This window comes from Providencia stuartii, assembly GCF_029277985.1.
Classification (GTDB): domain Bacteria; phylum Pseudomonadota; class Gammaproteobacteria; order Enterobacterales; family Enterobacteriaceae; genus Providencia; species Providencia zhejiangensis.
In genome coordinates this window covers 3,547,942-3,570,424 of record NZ_CP119546.1, presented here as the reverse complement: position 1 = coordinate 3,570,424, position 22,483 = coordinate 3,547,942, and the positions used below count along the sequence as shown (strand labels likewise).

15 protein-coding genes and 1 riboswitch are annotated in these 22,483 nt (G+C 41.6%); of the genes, 10 read left to right on the top strand and 5 right to left on the bottom strand.

The annotated features are described in order from the left end of the window. Position 1: 1 nt before the first annotated feature. The 5 genes from rapA to thiB form a co-directional block, all read right to left on the bottom strand. Positions 2-2,908, bottom strand: coding sequence for an RNA polymerase-associated protein RapA (gene rapA / locus P2E05_RS16095; protein ID WP_163862875.1), 2,907 nt, complete (start codon positions 2,906-2,908; stop codon positions 2-4). Between the two features lie 380 nt (positions 2,909-3,288). Beyond that, positions 3,289-5,640 carry a DNA polymerase II gene (locus P2E05_RS16090; protein ID WP_272657302.1) on the bottom strand — a complete coding sequence of 784 codons (2,352 nt, stop codon included), beginning with the start codon at positions 5,638-5,640 and terminating at the stop codon, positions 3,289-3,291. 53 nt (positions 5,641-5,693) lie between these two features. Next, complete coding sequence (thiQ, locus tag P2E05_RS16085; protein WP_163862871.1) at positions 5,694-6,401, bottom strand: thiamine ABC transporter ATP-binding protein ThiQ; 708 nt, start codon at positions 6,399-6,401, stop codon at positions 5,694-5,696. Continuing rightward, positions 6,385-7,998: a thiamine/thiamine pyrophosphate ABC transporter permease ThiP gene (gene thiP, locus P2E05_RS16080; RefSeq protein WP_196713581.1), complete on the bottom strand. Its 1,614-nt coding sequence runs from the start codon at positions 7,996-7,998 to the stop codon at positions 6,385-6,387. Before thiP ends, thiQ begins: the two co-directional genes overlap by 17 nt. Beyond that, positions 7,974-8,978, bottom strand: coding sequence for a thiamine ABC transporter substrate binding subunit (gene thiB / locus P2E05_RS16075; protein ID WP_154622508.1), 1,005 nt, complete (start codon positions 8,976-8,978; stop codon positions 7,974-7,976). Before thiB ends, thiP begins: the two co-directional genes overlap by 25 nt. 61 nt (positions 8,979-9,039) lie before the next feature. Beyond that, positions 9,040-9,140: riboswitch (TPP riboswitch) on the bottom strand. Between the two features lie 113 nt (positions 9,141-9,253). Here thiB and rppH point away from each other — a divergent pair. From rppH to ptrA, 10 genes are all read left to right on the top strand, one after another. Continuing rightward, positions 9,254-9,787: an RNA pyrophosphohydrolase gene (rppH, locus tag P2E05_RS16070; RefSeq protein WP_163862869.1), complete on the top strand. Its 534-nt coding sequence runs from the start codon at positions 9,254-9,256 to the stop codon at positions 9,785-9,787. A 4-nt stretch (positions 9,788-9,791) separates the two neighbouring features. After that, on the top strand, positions 9,792-12,038 hold the full coding sequence (gene ptsP / locus P2E05_RS16065; RefSeq protein ID WP_276122900.1) for a phosphoenolpyruvate--protein phosphotransferase: 2,247 nt from the start codon (positions 9,792-9,794) through the stop codon (positions 12,036-12,038). 75 nt (positions 12,039-12,113) lie between these two features. Then, a complete protein-coding gene (gene lgt / locus P2E05_RS16060) occupies positions 12,114-13,013 on the top strand; it encodes a prolipoprotein diacylglyceryl transferase (RefSeq protein ID WP_154622505.1) in 900 nt (299 codons plus the stop codon). Positions 13,014-13,200: 187 nt separating this feature from the next. After that, complete coding sequence (locus P2E05_RS16055; protein ID WP_276122899.1) at positions 13,201-14,052, top strand: thymidylate synthase; 852 nt, start codon at positions 13,201-13,203, stop codon at positions 14,050-14,052. Positions 14,053-14,317: 265 nt separating this feature from the next. Continuing rightward, on the top strand, positions 14,318-14,803 hold the full coding sequence (locus P2E05_RS16050) for a prepilin-type N-terminal cleavage/methylation domain-containing protein (protein WP_276122898.1): 486 nt from the start codon (positions 14,318-14,320) through the stop codon (positions 14,801-14,803). 9 nt (positions 14,804-14,812) lie between these two features. Further along, positions 14,813-15,397, top strand: coding sequence for a prepilin peptidase-dependent protein (locus tag P2E05_RS16045; RefSeq protein WP_154622502.1), 585 nt, complete (start codon positions 14,813-14,815; stop codon positions 15,395-15,397). Next, positions 15,397-15,837 (top strand): YgdB family protein, encoded by a 441-nt coding sequence (locus P2E05_RS16040; protein WP_154622521.1) that lies wholly within the window; start codon positions 15,397-15,399, stop codon positions 15,835-15,837. Before P2E05_RS16045 ends, P2E05_RS16040 begins: the two co-directional genes overlap by 1 nt. Continuing rightward, a complete protein-coding gene (locus P2E05_RS16035; RefSeq protein ID WP_154622501.1) occupies positions 15,837-16,214 on the top strand; it encodes a prepilin-type N-terminal cleavage/methylation domain-containing protein in 378 nt (125 codons plus the stop codon). Before P2E05_RS16040 ends, P2E05_RS16035 begins: the two co-directional genes overlap by 1 nt. Next, a complete protein-coding gene (gene recC / locus P2E05_RS16030) occupies positions 16,192-19,566 on the top strand; it encodes an exodeoxyribonuclease V subunit gamma (protein ID WP_276122897.1) in 3,375 nt (1,124 codons plus the stop codon). The genes P2E05_RS16035 and recC overlap by 23 nt, the downstream gene beginning before the upstream one ends. A 19-nt stretch (positions 19,567-19,585) precedes the next feature. Beyond that, complete coding sequence (gene ptrA / locus P2E05_RS16025) at positions 19,586-22,483, top strand: pitrilysin (RefSeq protein ID WP_276122896.1); 2,898 nt, start codon at positions 19,586-19,588, stop codon at positions 22,481-22,483.

Here is a 22,483-nt window from a genome sequence, read left to right as displayed (position 1 = left end):
ATTATTGATGAGTCACAACAACTAATCGAATCGCATCAAGACGCCATGTCGCTTGTCCGATATTATCGATCAATTGTTTACGTTCCTCTTCAATGACAGACAACTCTTCATCACGAATATTCGGGTTAACTGCTTTCAGCGCTTCAAGTCGTGCCAATTCCAGTGATAGAGCCTTATCTGCGGCTTCTTTTGCATTAGCAATCAGCACTTCAGCTTCTTTTTCTACCATAGGCTCCGACAATTTTAGTACCGAATGCACTTCATTTTGAACCGCATTAACCAATTTGCTTGCCATATGGCGATTGATCGCATTGAGTTGGCGGTTAAAACTTTCAAACTCAACTTGTGATGAAAGGTTATTCCCTTTGAGATCAATTAATAAACGAATCGGCGTTGCTGGTAAGAAACGGCTAATTTGCAGATTTTTCGGTGCTTGCGCTTCGAGAACATAAATTAATTCCGTTAGCAATGTACCGACAGGTAGCGCTTTGTTTTTCAATAAAGAAACGGCACAGCTACCCGTGTCACCAGATAAAACTAAATCTAACCCATTGCGAATAATTGGGTGTTCCCAGCTAATAAATTGAGTGTCTTCACGAGACAGCGCTTGCTCACGATCAAAGGTGATGGTGCAGCCATCTTGTGGTAAGCCAGGAAAATCCGGTACTAACATATGATCTGAAGGGGTTAAGATCAGTAAGTTATCACTCTTGTCTTCTTGATTAATACCTACAATATCAAACAGATTGAGTGCAAAATTGACCAATTCAGTATCATTGTCTTCAGCACCGATGGTTTCAGCTAATTTAATACCTGATTCCCCCCCATTAGAGTGCATTTCGAGCAAACGGTCACGGCCTTGTTCTAGCTGTGATTTTAATGCTTCATGCTCTTCACGGCAGGTTTTTAAAAACTCATCAAAGCCGTCTGTGACTGTTGGCTCAGCCATGTATTGCAACAGTTGTTGATAGTATTTATCGTAGATGGTGCGGCCTGTAGGACAAGTGTGCTCAAAAGCATCTAAGCCCTCATGATACCAACGTAATAGCACGGCTTGTGCGGTGTTTTCTAAATAAGGCACGCTTAAGATAATATCGCGAGTTTGACCAATACGATCTAATCGACCAATACGCTGTTCTAAAAGATCAGGGTTAAATGGTAAGTCAAACATCACCAATTGGTTCGCAAATTGGAAGTTACGGCCTTCAGAACCAATTTCAGAACAAAGTAGCACTTGTGCGCCATCTTCTTGAGAAGCAAAGTAAGCAGCGGCACGGTCACGTTCAAGCAATGACAAGCCTTCATGGAATACCGCGGCTCGGATCCCTTCACGTTCACGTAAAACTTGTTCTAATTGTAGCGCTGTTGCAGCTTTCGCGCAGATAACCAGCACTTTTTCATTGCGGTTTGCCATTAAGTAGCCGAGCAGCCACTCAACCCGAGGATCGAAGTTCCACCACGTTGCATTTTCACCTTCAAATTCTTGGTAAATTTGCTCAGGGTATAACATCTCTTTAGCGCGGGTTTCGAGATCTTTTTTCGTACCCATAATACCTGCAACTTTAATGGCTGTTTGGTATTGGGTAGGCAGTGGCATTTTTAATGAGTGCAACTCACGGTGTGGGAAGCCTTTAACGCCATTACGTGTATTTCTAAATAATAGGCGGCTGGTACCGTGTCGATCCATTAGCATGCTGATTAACTCTTGACGGGCGGCGGTGCCGTCTGCACTGTCAATATTCGCTGCTTTCAATAATGGCTCGATATCTTGTTCTTTGATTAACTCATTGAGAAGATTTTGTTGATCATGCGTGAGCGTTTCACCTGATAACAATAATGAGACAGCGTCGGCGACAGGGCGATAGTTAGCCTGCTCATCGATAAATTCTTGATAGTCATGGAAGCGATTTGGATCAAGCAAACGAAGGCGTGCAAAATGGCTTTCTTGGCCTAATTGTTCCGGCGTTGCCGTCAGTAGCAACACAGATGGAATATGTTCAGCTAAGCTTTCAATGACCTGATATTCACGACTTGGTGCAGCCTCACTCCACTGTAAGTGGTGAGCTTCATCCACAATCATCATATCCCAGCCAGCCTCGACAAGTAGGTCGAAACGTTGCTTGTTACGACGAACAAAGTCTAATGAGCACAGAACCAGTTGTTCTGTTTCAAATGGATTATCGCTGTCATGTTGCGCTTCACTATAACGACTATCATCAAACAGAGAAAAGCGTAGGTTGAAACGACGCAACATTTCAACCAGCCACTGATGTTGTAAGCTCTCAGGTACAATAATCAGAACACGTTCTGCTCGGCCTGCCATCAACTGTTGATGGATAATCATACCGGCTTCAATTGTTTTACCTAAACCGACCTCATCTGCAAGTAATACGCGCGGATGGTGACGTTTACCGACTTCATTGGCAATATGCAATTGGTGAGGTATTAAACTGGCACGAATGCCTCGTAGACCTGTTGCTTGGTGTTTCACTTGCTCACTTTGAAACTTGCGGGCACGATAACGTAAGGCAAAGCGATCCATGCGGTCAATTTGACCTGCAAATAGACGGTCTTGTGGCTTATTAAATGTTAATTTACTGTCGAGAAAAACTTCTCTCAGGGTAACATCTTGTTCATCTGTATCAAGGCGAGTACCACTGTAAATAAGTAGGCCGTTATCCTCTTTGACACTTTCGACCTTGAGCTGCCAGCCTTCATGACTGGTAATGGTATCACCTTCATTGAACATCACTCGGGTAATAGGTGCATCATGACGTGAGTAGAGACGATTCTCACCACTGGCGGGAAAAAGTAAAGTCACCATACGGGCATCAATAGCCACAACGGCGCCTAATCCGAGCTCGCTTTCTGTATCGCTGATCCAGCGCTGACCAAGAGTAAATGGCATAGGTTTAACTCAATTCCATAATTTTGATAGTTTGTTTTTAGATTTTTTCAGGCTAATTATATATTTGCCGTCACTTTGTGTTGGTAAAACAAGGGCAATATGAATATTAATTGTAGTCGTTGCCCGAAGGACAATTATTGCTAATTGTCTCGCAAATTTTTGTGTAGTAACGAAGTGCGAGATACCAAAGGGGCGTTATATTAATTCAAGCAAGGCTTATCGTCACCTGTTAAAAAAACAACAACGTATTATAAAATACTATTTTTTTTATTGTTGCTTAATATTGTGTTTTCTCTTTGCATTTACAAGAGAGGCTCCCACTTTAAAACGGGATGGATAGCCCATTATTTTAGCAAAAAATTGCACAAAAATTAATCCTTTTAAAACAGTAAATTTATCTGGCCTGTCAAAATGGTATCAAAATCGTCTTGTAAAAAAGGCAAAATAGCATCGGCGATAGGTTTTATCTGTTTCAGAACATAGTGCTCATAGTCAGGTTTAGCCGTAATAATCTCAAGGGGTTCAGGACCTGCAAGCGTGATGATATAGCTTATCCAACCGCCATTTTGATATTGTTGGGGACGCTGTTGTGCCAAGTTATACTCATCTGCCTTGCGGGCGGCTTTGACATGTGGTGGTACATTACGTTGATAGTCAGATAGTTTGCGGCGTAAGCGTTTACGGTAAATGAGACGTTTATCATAGTCGCCATGACGAATAGACTGTACATATTCGCGGATAAACTCACGATAGGGCTGACGATGAAAGATACGTGTATAGAGCTCTTTTTGAAAATATTGCGCTAAAGGTGTCCAATCGGAACGGATTGTCTCTAATCCGCGAAACACCATGTTATCGCCACTGAGTCCAGCATATCGCTTTTTACTGCCAGAGTCTGACCCTCGGATAGTTGGCATTAAAAAACGTCGATAATGCGTTTCGAATTCAAGTTCAAGAACCCCATTCAATTGCCATTCATCACGTAAATGTTCCTTCCACCAATTATTCACGTAATCACGGAGTTCAAAGCCAATTTGTTGTGCTTGCTCTTGTGTATGCGACTTTTTTAGCCACACAAAGGTTGAGTCAGTATCGCCATAAATGACTTGGTAGCCTTTTTCCTCAATTAACTGCTTAGTGATTTTCATGATTTCATGGCCACGCATCGTAATGGATGCGGTAAGGCGAGGATCAAAAAAGCGACATCCTTCAGCGCCTAACACCCCCGCAAAGGCATTCATAATGATTTTTAACGCTTGCGATAATGGCGCATTATTTTGTTGTTTCGCTTTATCTCGTCCTTGCCATATATGGCTAACAATATCAGGTAAGCAGTGAACGGTACGTGAAAACCATGCATCACGAAAACCGCTGACAGACGCGTGTTGATTCGGGGAGGCAAGTCCTTCAACCATGCCTGCGGGGTCGATTAAAAAGGTGCGAATAATGGATGGATACAAGCTTTTATAATCAAGAACTAAAACCGAGTCATATAAACCAGGCTGTGAATCCATCACAAAACCACCGGGATTATGCTGTAATTTTTGTTCGGTAAGATTTGGTGCGACAAACCCTAGTCGATGCAGGCGCGGGATATATAAATGTGAAAATGCAGCGACAGAGCCACCCATTCGATCAACGGCAAGTCCTGTGACGGTGGAACGCTCTTGCAAGAAAGCCATTAAATCTGTTTTCTCAAAAATGCGATGGACTAAAATACAGTCTTGAATGTTATAGTGTGCAAGCGCTGGTTTATCATGATGAAACCGCCGATTGATTTCATCCATACGGTCATAAGGACTATCGATTGCTTTTCCTTCCCCCAGCAATTCTTGTGCAACAAATTCTAAACTGAATGAAGCGAAATTCCACGTGGCAGCTTTGAGAGCATCAATCCCATCGATAATTAGCCTCCCTTCAGCAGAGGCAAAAAATACACCTTGTTTAAAGCCATGTTCACGCCATTCTAACTTTTTTCCTTGGCGGCCAAGCAACAGTGGGACGCCGTAGCGCTCGGCATGTTTGTGTAATATGTTTAAATCAAATTGAATGAGATTCCAGCCGATAATGGCGTCAGGATCATACTGTTGTAGCCATTGATTGAGCTTTTCCAGTAATTGAGGGCGACTATTCACATAGACTAGCCGGTGCTCTTGAGTGAGTGCAGCTCCTTGCTCAGGCCCTAGCATAAACACGACATTATCACCGCAGCCTGAAAGCCCAATGGAGTATAGCTCGCCATGTTGACTGGTTTCGATATCTAGAGAAACAGCTTTAATTGAGGGGCGATAACTTTCACAAGGTTTAAGGTGATATTCACCATATTGATTTTGTGAAAACCAGACTGGCGCAGTGATAAAACGTTCCATGAGATAGCGCTCGCAAGGGCGAATATCCGCTTCTAGCAGTTTTACGCCCAACTCTTGGCAATGCTTATCGAGATTTTGTAACTGGCGGTATTGATGGCAATAGATTGCGCACACTTTTTCACGATGAAAATCGCGCAGTTCGACGGGGCGATATGTCAAATTAGCTTGCTTGTCTAACCAAGGTTGTATTGTGGGGAGCGATGAAATAGGAATAAATGCGATGGCTTGTTGGATAGGTACAGTGACCTTGCGAGCGCCATGATCAGTCAGCAGCCAATAGCTGACTTCAACCCCTTGGCGGGTATCTTTCCAATGACGGCTGAGAATAAAGCCTTTTTCAGCAGGAGACATAAATTGAGGCATAGAGAGGCTCGCGTCAACAATTAACGAACCTACTATACGATATGGGTGGGGTTTTATACAGTATTTTTTGTAATGCCCAGTAATTCTGACGCTGGATTGCTCCCTGATAATAATGTCTTGGTGCTACCATCGTACGCAATAGCGCCATCATGAATGATCATTGTTCTAGGTGCTATTTGTAAGGCATCTTCTATATTATGCGACACCATTACCAGTGTTATGGCTTTAGATAGGCAAATTTCATCGAGTAGTAACAACATCTCATTACGTAAGGCGGGATCGAGGGCAGAAAATGGTTCGTCTAGCAACAAGATAGGCTGTTGGCGGATTAAACAACGTGCTAATGCGGCTCGTTGGCGCTGACCTCCTGATAACTGAGCCGGTAATCTATCTAAAAATTCATCAAGGCTGACCTGAGCTGCGATCAATTCGACTTGTTGTACCTGTTGTTGATTTAACCGTAAACCGGGGTGTAGCCCTAATCCAATGTTTTGCCTAACACTCAAATGAGCAAAGAGATTATTTTCCTGAAATAACATGGATACAGGGCGTTTCGCTGGGGGCGTATAGGTATGATCCTCTCCATTTAATAAAATGGCGCCACTTTTTGCTAATTGAAAGCCGCTAATGAGGCTTAACAATGTGCTTTTTCCTGCACCACTAGGCCCCATGATGGCAACTCGCTCGCCTGCTTGTATGGAAAAATTAAACTGCATATTCAGGCTATCATATTGATAATCAATTTTATTTAACTCTATCATGATCTTTTCCTGATATACGTTCGAGTAGGCTAAACAAAGCAAAACAGATTAAAAGTAGCAACATAGCGGTAACGGCACCATCATTTGTTCGATAAGCCCCTATTTGTTGATACAGGTAATAGGGTAGGGTGCGAAAATCTTCATTGCCAAATAGTGCCACCACACCAAAGTCACCAATAGAAATGACACAAGCAAAGGCAAGGGCTTGAGAGAGTGGTTTTTTTAAGGCTTTCAATTCAATGATACGTAATCGATGAACACCGCTAATACCCAATGAATGGCAAAGTGGATTATAACGTTCTGCGAGGTCTCGCATAGGATTTTCCAATACTTTTAGTGCATAAGGGATAGCCAGTAACGCATTGGTCATTATCACTAACGCATACGGGGAGTCAGGTAGGCCGATTGTTTCATTAAATAGAATAAAAAAACCGGTGGCGAGGACAATTCCCGGCATCGCTAAAATCAATAATCCACTAAGCTCCATTGCTTGTCCTAGCTTGATTGCACGGCGTAAACGAAGTTCACGGCTGCTCCAGAGCAGCATCATTGTGAGTAAAACACACAGTAGGCCAGCACATAAGGCGATAAATAGTGATGTAGCAGCGGCTTGCCAAAGCGCGGATTGACTGAGAACATCAAGTAGACGCCCGTTTAAACCATCAACGATAATCGCTAAGAGCGGTGGCACAAGAAATAAAATAGCCGCAATAATCACAATGGCGTCACGTATGCGACGGAAATTATTATCTGAAGGATCATACCATTGAGCATGCTGACTATGGCCTATTGAAAATAGGCTGTTTATCTTTTGGCTCAGAAACATTAAACCGACACAAAAGACAAGCTGGATTAGAGCAAGAATGGCTGCACGTCCAAGGTCAAAGTCGTAGTTTAAGGCTTGATAAATCGCAAGCTCGATAGTGGTTGCTGCTGGCCCTCCGCCAAGAGCCAGTACAGTAGCAAAACTGGCGAAGCAGAGCATAAAAATAAGTGCTGCGGTAGGCAACATCTGCCTACGCAAGTAAGGCCACTCTAAAAGACGAAACTGTTGCCATTCATTTAGGCCTAGTTGTGCGGCGATTTGACGTTGTTCTATCGATATACTCTCAAGTGATTGCAACAACATACGCGTCGCGAGTGGCATATTAAAGAAAATATGCGCGAGCAGTATGCCTTGAAGGCCATAGGGGGTGAAATGATATTCAAGGCCAACATATTGAAATACGAGAGCAAGCCAACCTGTTTTTCCGTAAATAGATAAAATACCAAACACAGCCACAAGCACGGGTAAAACGAGCGTCATAGCACAAAGACGTAATAACAGAGTCCTACCTAAAAACCTACGCCGATAAAGCGCTCTAGCAAGTATAATCGCGGGAAGAACAGAAAATAGGGCAGAGAGAAAAGCTTGCCAAAAAGTAAATCCAATGACATGCCATAAATAGCTGTCGTTAAAAATGTCGTTAACGGAGATGACGGGCGAAAAAATCCAAAGTGCACCAAAAGCCAATAGTGCAACCGTGACTAATAAACCGGAGGCTAACGCCCCCGGAATCAGCGATAAATTAATTAACGGCTGACGGCGGATTGCCATAACCGGATCCATGATTGACGTTCTTTAGCTACCTCTTGAGCACTAAACTGTAATGATTTTTTAGGCATAGGAAGAACCTTGTATACGTCAGGTAGCGGTATATCAATCACGGGATACATCCAATTGGTGGTGGGTAAGGTATTTTGAAATTCAGGGGTTAACATAAAGGCTAAGAATTGCTTAGCTAACTCAGGTTGAGAACTCGTCTTTAATCTTGCCGCAACTTCAATTTGCATGTAATGCCCTTCATCGAATAGGGCTGCGGCATAGTTATCTTTATTATCATTAAGGATCTGATAGCCGGGTGATGATGTATAGCTAAGGACAAAATCCCCTTCACCTTTTAAAAACAAACCATAGGATTCGCTCCAACCTTTTGTCACGGTAAGGGTTTTGCTAGCCATTTTTTGCCATGCATCTGCTGACTTATCACCATAAAGTTTTTCAATCCACAACATTAAACCGAGGCCCGGTGTGCTTGTGCGTGGATCTTGATAGATAATTTTCCAAGGTTGTGTGCTATCTAATAATTCACTCATACTCTTGGGGGGATTTTTGATTTTGTTGGTGTCATAGATAAAAGCAAAATAACCATAGTCATAAGGAATAAACGTGGTGTTATCCCACGCTATGGGTAATTTCATGGTATCGGTGTTGATATCTGCGGGTGCGAATAAACCCGTCTCTTCAGCGGAAACAATAAGATTATTATCGAGGCCTAATACAATATCAGCTTTCGTTTTTTTCCCTTCCATGCGTAAGCGATTGAGGAGGGCTACACCATCTCCAAGTGACACAAGTTTGAGTTCACAACCACATTGTGCTTCAAAATTCTTTTTAATTTGTGGCCCAGGCCCCCACTCGGCAGCAAAAGAATCATAGGTATAAACAGTTAATGTTGGTTTTTCTGCCCATGCAAAATGGGCCAAACTGAGTGTTGTGAATGCCAACAAAGAGCGAAAGAGTGAATTTTTTAACATTTTATTTCCTGCGTTAGAGAGAAAACTACACAGGATTTGAGAAGGCACCTTAGCAATATTATGCTGCTGGTAGCTCAAATCCCTACGCCGGCATTGCCCGGATCAGGTTCTACGGGTTAATTCTCAGCCTAAATAACCATTTCGGCACCCCGTTGAGACAGAGGCTATTGTAGTGTCTTTGCTCATATCTGCAAACTCTATTGATATAGGTTTACCAGTTTGGGTATGTGTGAAACAATTAGCCATCTTTCAAATTTGGTTATTGAGGTAGTCTGGTGATCGATGATGATGGCTACCGCCCGAATGTAGGAATTGTAATTTGTAATCGGCAAGGGCAAGTTTTATGGGCTCGCCGTTATGGTCAACATTCATGGCAATTCCCTCAGGGGGGAATAAACCCAGGGGAATCGCCAGAACAGGCTATGTACCGTGAACTGTACGAAGAAGTTGGCCTACAACGAAAAGATGTTAGGTTATTGGCTTCAACTCGCAATTGGTTGCGTTACAAATTACCCAAGCGTTTGGTGCGTTGGGACACAAAACCTGTTTGTATTGGGCAGAAACAGCGTTGGTTTTTACTACAACTTCAATGCAATGAAGCAGATATAAACGTTCAGCGCAGTAAATCGCCAGAATTTGATGGCTGGCGATGGGTCAGTTATTGGTACCCTGTAAGACAAGTGGTCTCTTTTAAACGGGAAGTGTATCGCCGCGTCATGAAAGAGTTTGCACCCGTTGTAATGTCATTACAGGAACAAAAACCGGCACAGAGACCTGCGTTTACTCACCGTAGACGCGGGGCGAGATAAAATCATGTTGACGCGTCTACGTGATATTGTTGAAAAAGTAGCAATGGCGACAAGCTTAACCGAGGCGTTAGAAGTCTTAGTTAACGAAACTTGTTATGCGATGCAGACGGATGTTTGTTCCATTTATTTGGCCGACCATTCGCGCCAGTGCTATTACTTAATGGCAACCCGCGGGTTGAGAAAACCTAGCGGTGTTGCTATTCGCCTTGGATTTGATGAAGGGGTAGTGGGGGCGGTTGGACGCCAATCTGAAATGCTAAACCTCGCTGATATCCGCGAACATCCCGAATTTAAATACCTTCCCCAATTAAAAGAAGAGCGACTAAAAGCCTTTTTAGGTGTGCCTATTGTCTACCGTCGTCAGCTATTAGGTGTTTTAGTTGTTCAGCAGCACGAGCGGCGTTTTTTCAGTGAAACCGAGGAATCATTCATGGTGACACTGTCAATGCAACTGGCGGTTATCTTATCACAAGCTCAGGCTAAAGGCGTGTTTGGTCAGTACAGGCAGAGCCGTATTAAAGCAATTCCTGCTTCTCAAGGGATTGTGATGGCTTATGGCTGGCAAGATAGTTCACAGCCTTCATTTGACAGTATTTGTGAGGCCAGTGCATTAGACCAAAATGATGAAAAACAACGTCTCATTACCGCTATCGAAAATGCAGCATCTGAGTGTCGACGTATTAGTAAACGCTTTATTGCTCATTCTCAAAAAGAAAGTGCGGCAATTTTCGATTTATATAACCATTTATTGCATGATCCTCAACTGAAAAATAGGCTGTTTTCCGCTATAGAACAAGGCTTTGTCGCTGAGTGGGCGGTGAAGACAGTTATTGAGGATTATGTTGAGCAATTCTCTCGTTTACGTGACCTCTACCTACGAGAAAGAGGAGCCGACCTTCGTGCATTAGGCCAACGCTTATTATTCCATCTAGATGATAGTTTATCTTCAATAGATCAATGGCCAGAACGCTTTATCCTCGTGGCCGATGAGCTAAGTGCTAGCCTATTGGCAGAAATGCCTTTAGAGCAGTTGGCTGGGGTGATCGTTCGTGATGGTGCGACACATTCTCACTCCGCTATTTTGATCCGCGCGATGGGGATCCCTGCAATCATGGGAGCAGATATTGATCCATCCCTATTGCATAACCGCTTTTTGATCCTTGATGGCTATCGAGGGGAAGTTTTTATTGAACCTGAAAATATTATTACTCAGGAATATAAGCAAATCATTGCAGAAGAGGATGTGCTTAGCCGTTTAGCGGAAGGTGCCCTTGAGCAAGAATCTGTGCTGAAAAACGGTGAATCAGTTCATATTCACCTAAATGCAGGATTAAGCCCCCGTTATGAGCAACAAATTAATGTGGCAGTTGATGGTGTTGGGCTGTATCGGACGGAATTGCCTTTTATGCTGCACAATGGTTTTCCATCAGAAGATGAGCAGAAACTGTTGTATCAAGAAATCTTGCACTTGTTTGCAGATAAACCGGTGGTACTCAGGACGTTGGATATCGGTGCAGATAAGCAATTGCCTTATATGCCTATCAGTGAAGAAAACCCCTGTTTAGGTTGGCGTGGTATACGCGTTATGTTGGATCAACCCGAAATTTTCTTGATCCAATTAAGAGCGATGCTACATGCAAACGTGTTAACAAAAAACTTGCGCATACTGCTGCCGATGATCACCAACATCAATGAAGTCGATGAAGCTATTGCATTGATTAACAGAGCAAAAGAGGAAGTCAGCTTAGCGATCGGCCAAACGGTACAAACACCTAAAATTGGCGTTATGTTTGAAGTTCCTTCTTTACTGTTTTTGCTTCCTGAGTTAAAAGAACGGGTAGACTTTATTTCAATTGGTACAAATGACCTGACTCAGTATTTGCTTGCCGTAGACCGCAATAACACGCATGTGGCTGCTATCTACGACAGCCTTCATCCCGCAATGCTCCGCTTTTTAGCTAAAGTTTATGAAGAGTGTCATCGTCTTGATTTGCCGGTGAGTGTGTGTGGTGAAATGGCAGGACAGCCTTTAGGTGTGATAGCGTTGATTGCTTTGGGGTATCGTTCTTTAAGTATGAGTGGAAGAAGTGTACCGAGAGTTAAGTACCTTATCCGTGGGCTACAGTCTGATATGGTCGAAAAATTAGTTCCTGATATCTTAAAGGCTGAGACAAGCGAGAACATCAGGTTGATCATTAGCCAATTTATGGAAAAAAACGGGCTTGGTGGTTTTGCCCGAGGTGGGATCTAATCAGCCTTATTCACCTGCGTATGAGCTGTGCTATGATGCGCAATGATTTTAGATTAACAAATAAAGTGGGGAACGATGAGTAACAGCTACTTAGCATTTCCGGAAATTGATCCCGTAATGTTCTCGATTGGGCCAGTATCGCTTCACTGGTATGGGTTTATGTATCTTGTAGGGTTTGTTTTTGCTTTATGGCTGGCAGGTCGTCGCGCAAATAAACCTAACAGTGGTTGGACAAAAAATGAAGTTGAGAACTTACTCTACGTTGGCTTCGTAGGTGTATTTGTTGGTGGAAGACTCGGTTATGTCTTCTTCTATAATCTTCCTGTTTTCCTTGATGACCCACTTTATTTATTTAAAGTTTGGGATGGCGGCATGTCCTTCCATGGTGGTTTGATTGGTGTGATCTGTGCAATGTTATGGTTTGCACACCGTACTCGCCGCCGTTTTTTACAAGTTTCTGATTTTGTTGCACCGTTAATTCCTTTTGGCCTTGGAATGGGGAGGATCGGTAACTTCATTAATGGTGAGTTATGGGGACGTGTGACACTTGATACACCGTGGGCTTTCTTATTCCCTCATTCGCGCAGTGAAGATATTCAGCTTGCGGCACAAGACCCTTCATTGCTACCTACTTTAGAGCAATATGGTGTGCTTCCACGACATCCTTCCCAACTTTATGAGATGTTTTTAGAAGGTATTGTTCTGTTCCTGATCCTGAACCTATTTGTGCGCAAACCTCGTCCTATGGGGAGTGTGTCAGGTTTATTTTTAATTGGTTACGGCGCATTCCGGATTATTGTTGAATTCTTTAGGCAGCCAGATGCGCAATTAGGTCTATTTGGCGGTATTAGTATGGGACAAATTCTATCCATACCAATGATCATAATTGGTATCTTAATGATTATTTGGGCATACAAATACGGTAAAAATATTCCAGCGCATAAGCCAGAAAAAGTAGAGCAAGCCAGTAAATAAAGGTTGCTTTGCCATACTCAAGTTATCGTGTGGTTGAAAATGTTTATGCATGTTTACCCCATTCTTGAGTATGTTTTGCGTGGCTTACATTGCCATTTAGCTAGGGGCTGATGAGTTAAAGCATTATAAATACAATAAGGTAACGGATGTTGATGACATTTGTTATCTCGCGAGTAAGAGAGTCACTATGAAGCAGTATCTTGAGTTATGTCAGCGTATCATTGACGAGGGGCAGTGGGTTGAAAATAAACGTACGGGAGTACGTTGTTTAACCGTGATCAATGCCGACTTAGAATATGATGTCGCGAATAACCTGTTTCCATTAATCACAACCCGTAAAAGCTTTTATAAAGCAGCGATTGCTGAATTATTAGGTTATTTACGTGGCTATGATAACGCAGCACAATTTCGTGAAATTGGTTGTAATACATGGAATGCCAATGCCAATGAAAACCAAGCTTGGTTAAGTAATCCTCATCGTAAAGGGGAGGATGATATGGGCCGTGTGTACGGTGTTCAAGGACGCTCTTGGCAACGTCCTGATGGCACACACCTCGATCAACTTAAAAAGGTGGTGAACAACCTAAAAAATGGCCTTGACGACCGAGCGGAAATTATTACCTTTTATAATCCTGGTGAATTTGAAATGGGGTGTTTGCGTCCTTGCATGCACACCCATACATTTTCTTTATTAGGTGATACTCTCCATTTGACCTCTTACCAACGTAGCTGTGATGTGCCGCTTGGTTTGAACTTTAACCAAGTACAGTGTTTTGTACTATTGGCACTCATGGCGAGAATTACGGGTCATAAAGCGGGTAAGGCTTATCATAAAATTGTGAATGCACATATTTATGAAAACCAATTGCCACTAATGCGTGATGTACAGCTAAAGCGTGAGCCTTTCCCTTTGCCTTCATTGCTGATAAACCCTCAAATTAAAACATTAGAAGATATTGAAACTTGGGTGAGCACAGATGACTTCACGATTGAAGGCTATCAATGTCACGAAGCTATCAAATACCCCTTTACGGTATAACGCAGTTTAAACTGATTTAAGAGAGCTAAGGCGATGGTCATTCCAACCGTGCCTTAGCTTTTTTTATCGCATTTCTAACGCACTTCATGCTCTTTTCTTTAACTTGTTCTGCTTGTTACGAAGCGCTACCTAAAATGGCTGAAAATGATTGCCAGTTTTACATTTTATTGCGAAGCATCGCGTAACTTAGACGTTTGGGGCTATTTTTATGCTGTCTTGCTATCCATAGTAAACACTCATTTTGCAAAGGACATTGCAGCAATATATGGATATTAAAATAGAAAAGCATAACAAAGGCTTCACGCTTATTGAGATGTTAGTGGTGATGTTCATTTGCTCTGTAGCATTGCTACCCGCTTTATATAGCTGGCAACAACAACAGAAAAAATTACAGTTAGTTGATGCCGCTCGGCAAGTAAGCGTATTTATTTATCGCCATTTCATGGAGGGTATTTATTTAAATCAGCACCGTGTTTTATTCATTGATACCACACAAGGGGATTGGAAGCTTACCTTTAAAGAAGCAACAAACCAGAGGCAAATAGCGGTATTAGCATCGACTCCGTATGCAGGTGTTGAAATACAATCCGTAAGTCGTTTATCTGTCGATTTCTATGGTAAACAAGGAACAAGTCGTGCTTTTAGTCTCAAGCTAAAAAATAATTTTGGGCAGATAACCATTGTTCTGTCAGCTTTAGGGCGCTTGAGACATTGTAGCAATAACAAAATCGTAGGCATTCCTCGTTGCTAGGGTTTTTCAATGAATATAAATAAGCAGCAAGGGTTTTCATTAATAGAGGTATTGCTCGCAATGGCAATCAGCAGTTTGGTTTGTATTGCGGCAACGGCCGTTTTTCCTCGTCTATTTAAACAAACTCACCAGTCGTATATTCAATACGAGATTGACAGGGAGATCAGACAAGTGCTTATTAATATGGAAAAGGATTTTAGACGAATTGGGTACTGTAGTAGCGCCTCATGCCAAGGTGAGGCAATGAAAATTGATGCGAAATTTTTAAGTCATCATCCTAATTCATGCATTATTTTTGCTTACGACCAAAACTTATCAGGTTCATGGCGGCCTGTTAGAGCGAGAAGCAAAGAGTCTGATTTTTTTGGTTATCGATTAAATGGTCACAAATTGGAGTCGAATCGAAATGTGGAAGATTGTGACGGTAAACGATGGCAATCCTTGTTTGATCCTTTAAGGATTAGCGTGAATTCATTGCGATTTAATTGGCATGAAGCGGAGTCAATACTTGAAATGTATTTAAGCGTTGAAAGCCCCAATTTACCTAATAAACGTTTTCACTATAAAACAGCTGTTTTGTTGAGAAATCTGTGATGCGTCTAGGCGGCAACCAAACAGGCAGTATCGCTTTGGTGATGGTAATGATATTGATGACGATGGGGCTGTTGTTGTTAAAGGCATTACACATTTATCAAGAAAATGCACGTGATGAGTTTTTTCGTGAAAAGAAATATATAGAAGCTTTCAATCTGGCGGAATCAGCGCTGGCATGGGGGTTGCAACAATCTTGGCGCTTAAGCACCTATCGGGGGGCGACTTGGCAATGTCAGTCCATGCCAATACAGGGAGGAACAAGCTGCATTAAACATTATAAAGGAGGGCAATTTGTTTTATTAGGCCGAGGAGAATATCAAGGACGATATCATGTCACCGTTTATCGCTGGGTAGCTGCGATTCCAAAATCGCAAAAAATTCGGCCACGCATAAAAGGTTGGATTGATTATTGCCCTGTTACACAAAAAGGATTTTGTTGATGAAAGCTCTCTATGATAAGCAGCGAGGTTTTATATTAATAGAATCAATGGTTGCTGTGGTCGTTTTTGCTATCCTGTTAATGGCGTTATTAAGCTATAATCAACACATAGCCTTAAATTTCAATTGGATATATCATCATTCGCTCGTATTTCGAGTGTTGCAAAATAATTTAGAGCGTCAAGCGGTGCTGATGGAGCCACAGCTTGAAAATACAGAGTTTATTTCTCCCGATTGGCAGATAAACTTACAGACTCTCTCAGTGTCTGAGAGTTGTAGTGATACAACAATCATGCTATCAACGGCTAAGCAATCATTTTCTCTAAACCGCTGGTTTTGTAGAACAGGAGATAACAATGTTTCAGGTTTATCATTCTAATCAATTAGAGCTACTAAAGGAGTTAATAGCTCATTTAATGGAGAATGAACCGCTTTCTCATCCGTTCGCACAAGAAATCATCTTGGTACAAAGCCCCGGTATGTCTCAATGGCTTCAGATAGAATTAGCAAAACGTTTTGGTATTGCTGCGAATATTCATTACCCTTTACCTGCAACTTTTATTTGGGATATGTTTCGGCGGGTATTGCCTGATATTCCGAAAGAAAGTGCTTATACCAAGCAAGCAATGACATGGAAGTTAATGAAAATTTTACCTACGGTGATTGATGAGGATGACTTTGAGCCGTTACGTCATTACCTTGAGCATGACTTAGATAAAAGAAAGTTACACCAGCTTGCAGGGAGAGTAGCAGACTTATTTGACCAATATTTAGTTTATCGGCCTCAATGGATTGAAAAATGGCAGCAAAATGAGCTTATTGATGGTTTAGGGGTAAACCAATTATGGCAAAAACGATTATGGTTGCAGTTGGTCGATTATACTCAATCACTGGGTCAATCACCGTGGCATCGAGCTAACCTGTATCAGAGTTTTATTGATAAGTTATCTAACAGTCAAAATCTACATAATGTGCTGCCAAAACGTATTTTTATTTGTGGTATATCTTCATTACCCCCCGTTTATCTGCAAGCATTGAGTGCCATCGCGGAACACACGGATATTCACCTCATGTTTACCAATCCCTGTCGTTATTATTGGGGGGATATTCACAGCCATTCTTTTTTGGCAAAGCTACAGAAAAGAAAATTACGTCATTATATTGATAAGAATGAAATATCACGTTTTAAAATAGAGGAGCATGCACAAGAACTGTTCAATGACGAGGGGGAGCAAGAATTAGCTAATCCATTACTTGCCTCATGGGGAAAATTAGGGCGAGATAACCTCTACTTTATTTCGCAAATTGATAGTGCAAATGAGATTTCAGCATTTGTCGATACGAACCGCAATAGCCTGCTAGAGAATTTGCAGCAAGACATTTTAGACCTCGAAAACCACGCTCAGCTTGGAACAGATTTAAGGGCTTATAGTACTAGTATCGGTAAGCGAGTTTTAGCACTCTCTGATCAGTCTGTTACTTTCCACTCTTGTCATAGCGCACAAAGGGAAGTGGAAGTATTGCAAGATAAATTATTGGCGTTATTTGAACAAGATTCCACTTTAACGCCGAGAGATGTCATTGTGATGGTTTCAGATATTGATAGTTATACCCCCTTCATACAAGCGGTTTTTGGAAATACCGCGACTAAGCGATATATCCCTTTTTCTATATCTGATAGAAAAGCCTTGCAGGCTCACCCCATTTTGCAGGCATTCATACTCTTGTTAGACCTGCCACAAAGCCGTTTCTCTACAGAGCAAGTCCTTACGTTACTGGAAGTTTCGGCTTTTGCTGAACGCTTTGATATAGATGAAAGTGAGCTAGGGTTACTACGCCGTTGGGTGAATGAATCAGGCATTCGCTGGGGGTTAGATGATGATAATGTGCGTGCATTATCACTGCCTGTTATAGGGCAAAATACGTGGCAGTTCGGATTAAGTCGAATGTTACTAGGCTATGCGATGGACAGTCGATATGGCCCTTGGAATGGTGTTCTACCTTACGATGAATGTAGTGGTTTAGCTGCACAGTTAGCGGGCAAACTGGCTTTACTGGTTAGCACATTAAAAGAGTGGCGAACGTTATTAGCAACGGAAAGAACACTTGATGAATGGCAAGATATTTGCCAGCAACTCATTGAGAGTTTTTTTCAAACAGATAGTGAGACAGAGTTAGTACTCACTCTTGTGACAGAGCAATGGCATAAGATACTGCAAAATGCCATAAACTCAGGCTACGATGAGCAAATATCTTTACGTTTAATTCGAGATGAGTTGGCGGTGTGTTTTGATGATGAAAAAATTAGTCAGCGTTTTCTGGCCGGGTCAGTTAATTTTTGTACTTTAATGCCAATGCGGTCGGTACCTTTCAAAGTGGTTTGTTTGCTAGGGATGAATGATGGTATCTATCCAAGAAGTATTCCGCCACTAGGGTTTGATTTAATGGCAGAAAAGCCTGCTAGAGGAGACAGAAAACGTAGAGATGATGACCGCTATTTATTTCTAGAAGCGTTGAACTCAGCAGCCAAACAGCTTTATATCAGTTACATCGGTTTATCAATACAGGATAATCAAGTTTGTAATCCATCGGTGTTAGTGACTGAATTGTTGGACTACATTTGTCAGAGCTTTTGCCTACAAGGCGATGACAAACTGAATATTGATGAAAGTGCGTTAAGGCTTAAAAAACATCTTGTATTTCAACATAACAGAGTTCCGTTTGCTAAAGAAAACTTTATGGCTAATTCGCCATATCAAAGCTTTGCTAGTGAGTGGTTACCCGCAGCAGAAACAGTGCTGCAAGAGGGCAAGCCATTTATCTATGAGCTAGATGAACGTGAAAGAGTGACAGATATCTCTATTGAACAGTTATTACGTTTTTATCGGCATCCTATTCGTGCGTTCTTCCAACAGCGCTTAAAAGTTCATTTCACAATTGAAGAAACAGAATTACCAGAAGATGAGCCATTTCTTTTGGACAAATTGCAGCGTTATAAAATGAATGAACGGATTTTGGCGCTGTTAATCAAAGATGAAAATCCGCAGCCTTTATATCAAGCGCTAAAAGCTTCAGGGCAACTGCCAGCGAAACAGTTTGGTCAATTGTATTGGGAGCAACAAATTAACGATATAGCGCCTTTAGCGGAAAAAATAAAACAACAAAATGTCCAACCAACTGATTATGTTATTGATCTTCAAATTAATGGCATCAAAATAAGCGGAGTGTTAAGAAATGCCCATGAGAAGGGAATACTCAGATATCGGCCCGCTTATTTAACAGCACACGATGGTGTTCAGTTATGGATAGAACATCTGTTATTTAATTTAGCGATTAATGACGGTGAAAGCGTTGCCTTGGGTCGAGAGAATAGCATTTGGCATTTTTCTAGTGTAAAACAAAGTGATGCGAAGAATTACTTAGAGCAGCTAATCGCTGGCTACTGTAAAGGGTTAAACACACCTTTATTATTACTGAACCAGAGTGGTTGGAACTGGCTGTCAGCTTGTTTTGATAAAAAGACAAAGCAGTATGACTTTGCTTCTGAAGAGATCCAACAAAAAGCATTGTCTATTTTAATGCAGAGCCTTCAGGGGTCTTCGATGAAAAGAGGTGAAATGGAAGATGACTATGTCTTACGTATCTGTAGGAATATCGACCAACATTTAATTCAGGCGCTGTTAGAGAATACTCAGCGTTACCTTCTGCCAATGGCAGAACATTTAAAATAAAAAAGGAGAGCATTAAAGGATGCTACGTTTATCCAAAAGTATCGCTCAATTTTTCTTATTGTTAACCTTAATGGTTTGGGGGGCGACGGTTATCGCTCAGCCCCTTTGGCAAGTTTTGCCTGAAACTATCAATAAGAGTGAAAATGATCCAAGAACTTATCAAGCCATTAAGCTGAATAATGGGATGATCGTTTTATTGGTTTCAGATCCAAAAGCGACAAAATCATTAGCCGCGGTGTCGATTCCTGTTGGGAGCTTAGAAAACCCAGACAGCCAGCTAGGTTTAGCTCATTATTTGGAGCACATGGTATTAATGGGTTCTAAAAAATACCCAGAGCCAAGCAGCTTATCTGAATTTTTACAAAAACATGGTGGTAGCCATAATGCTAGCACTGCTGCACATCGCACCGCGTATTATTTAGAAGTTGAAAATAGTGCACTCAAAGAGGCAACTGATAGGTTGGCTGATGCATTAGCTGAACCATTACTTGATCCCACAAATGCGGATAGAGAGCGCAATGCGGTCAATGCTGAGCTAACAATGGCGCGTTCTCGAGATGGAATGCGTTTATGGCAAGTTCGTTCAGAAACATTGAATCCTAAACATCCAAATTCTCGTTTTTCTGGTGGAAATTTAGAAACACTAAAAGATAAGCCGAACAGCAAATTACAAACTGAGTTAGTCGATTTTTATAAAAAGTATTACTCAGCAAATTTAATGAATGGGGTGCTTTATGGTGACCAATCGATTGAATCATTAGCAAAGATAGCCGCAGATACTTTCGGGCGTATTCCTGATCATAAGGTGACGGCTCCTTCAACAGAGGTGCCAGCTGTTACTGATAATGAAAAAGGAATTGTTATTCATTATGTGCCAGCTCAGCCTCAAAAAGCCATTCAGCTTGAATTTAGTATCAAAAATAATATGGCTGATTTCCGGAGCAAAAGTGATGAATATATTGGCTATCTAATTGGCAATCGTAGTCCCGGTACACTTGCTGATTGGTTAATATCGCAAGGGCTTGCGGAAGGGATCAGTGCATCATCGCTTCCGAACGCGGACCGTAATTATGGCTCTTTCTCCATCTATATTACGTTAACGGACAAAGGTCTGGCTGAGCGTGATGAAATTATTGCGGCTGTTTTTTCTTATATTGATTTGCTGAAAAAACAAGGTGTTAATAAAAATTATTTTGATGAAATAGCGAATGTACTGAATCTTTCGTTCCGCTATGGTTCTATTGTTCGGGACATGAACTACATTGAGTGGTTATCTGACCAAATGATCAATGTTCCTGTGAACCACGTACTGGATTCCGATTATATTGCCGATAAATATGATCCTGCGGCTATAAAAGCTCGCTTATCTGAGCTGACCGCTAAGGATGCTAGAATTTGGTTTATTAGCCCAGAAGAGCCCCATAATAAAAAAGCTTATTTTGTTGATGCACCTTATCAAGTCGATAAGATTACAGCTCAACAGTTAGCTAAATGGGAACAGCTTGAATCTAAAATGAAATTTAGATTACCGGAGTTAAATCCCTATATACCAGATAATTTGTCTTTAATTAAAGTGGATAAGGAATATAAACATCCCGAATTAGTGTACCAAGATCAGAATACCCGTGTTCTGTATATGCCAAGTCAGTACTTTGCGGATGAACCTAAAGCAACCATTAATTTATTGCTGAAAACTAAAGTTGGTGAGCAGGACGCTAAATCTCAAGTCACAGGCGCCTTACTGCAATATATTGCCTCTTTAAAAATGGATGAACTGCAATATCAAGCCTCAGTGGCGGGGATGTCTGTTTCTGTCTCACAAGGGTTAGGTTTACAGTTTAATGCAAGTGGTTATACACAGCATTTGCCTGAGCTGTTTTTATCCATGACTAAGCTTTATCTTAGCTTTGAACCCACTGATAGGGAATTAGCTCAAGCCAAATCTTGGTATCAAGAGCAAATTAAAGTCTCTAATAACGCTAAAGCTTATGAGTTAGCGATGCAACCTTTGCGTCGAATTGATACTGTACCTTATTTCGAGCAAGAAGCGCGGTTAGCAGTACTGGATGATATTTCGCTAAAAGATCTTACCGATTATCGTACTAAAGTTGTGGACAGTGCCGCACTACAAGCCATGGTAATTGGTAATTTGACTTCAGAGCAAAGCATAAAAGTCATTCAAGATGCACAGGCATTACTGAAGAGTAAAGGTACCAACTGGTGGCGGGGTGATATTGTTGCCATTGATCAAGCCTATTTGGCTGATTTCCATCGACAAGCTCAAAGCTCGGATAGCGCATTAGCAGAGATCTTTATTCCTGAAGGCTATAGCCGTATCGAGGGCGCTGTTCTCTCGGGATTACTATCCAATATCATTCAGCCATGGTTTTATGACCAGCTCAGAACGAATGAGCAACTTGGCTATGCTGTTTTTGCTTTCAAAGTCGGTATCGGCGATCAGTGGGGTATTGGTTTCTTATTACAAAGTAATGCGCAAACGCCAGCTTATCTCAATACTCGTTATCAAGAGTTTTATAATGCAGCGTTTGATAAATTGAAAAAATTACCGGCTCAAGAGTTTGAACAGTATAAACAATCAATTATTACTCAAATGAAACAGCCTCCTCAAACTTTCTATGAGGAAGTAGGACGCTATTCATCTGATTTTAGTCGTAATATTTTTACTTTTGATACTCGCGATAAGGTTCTGGCGCTTTTTGAAAAAGCAACTCAGCAACAGGTTATTGATTATTATCAGCGTGCTGTTATGAAACGTCAGGGATTGGCATTAGCCTCTCAAGTCATTGGTCAAGACGTGAATGAGAAAACGGGCTATGCGCCATTAAAAGGCTGGGTGTTTTATCCTAACGCTTCAGAATTTCAAAAGATTTTACCTATTAAGGATGATTTACAGTGA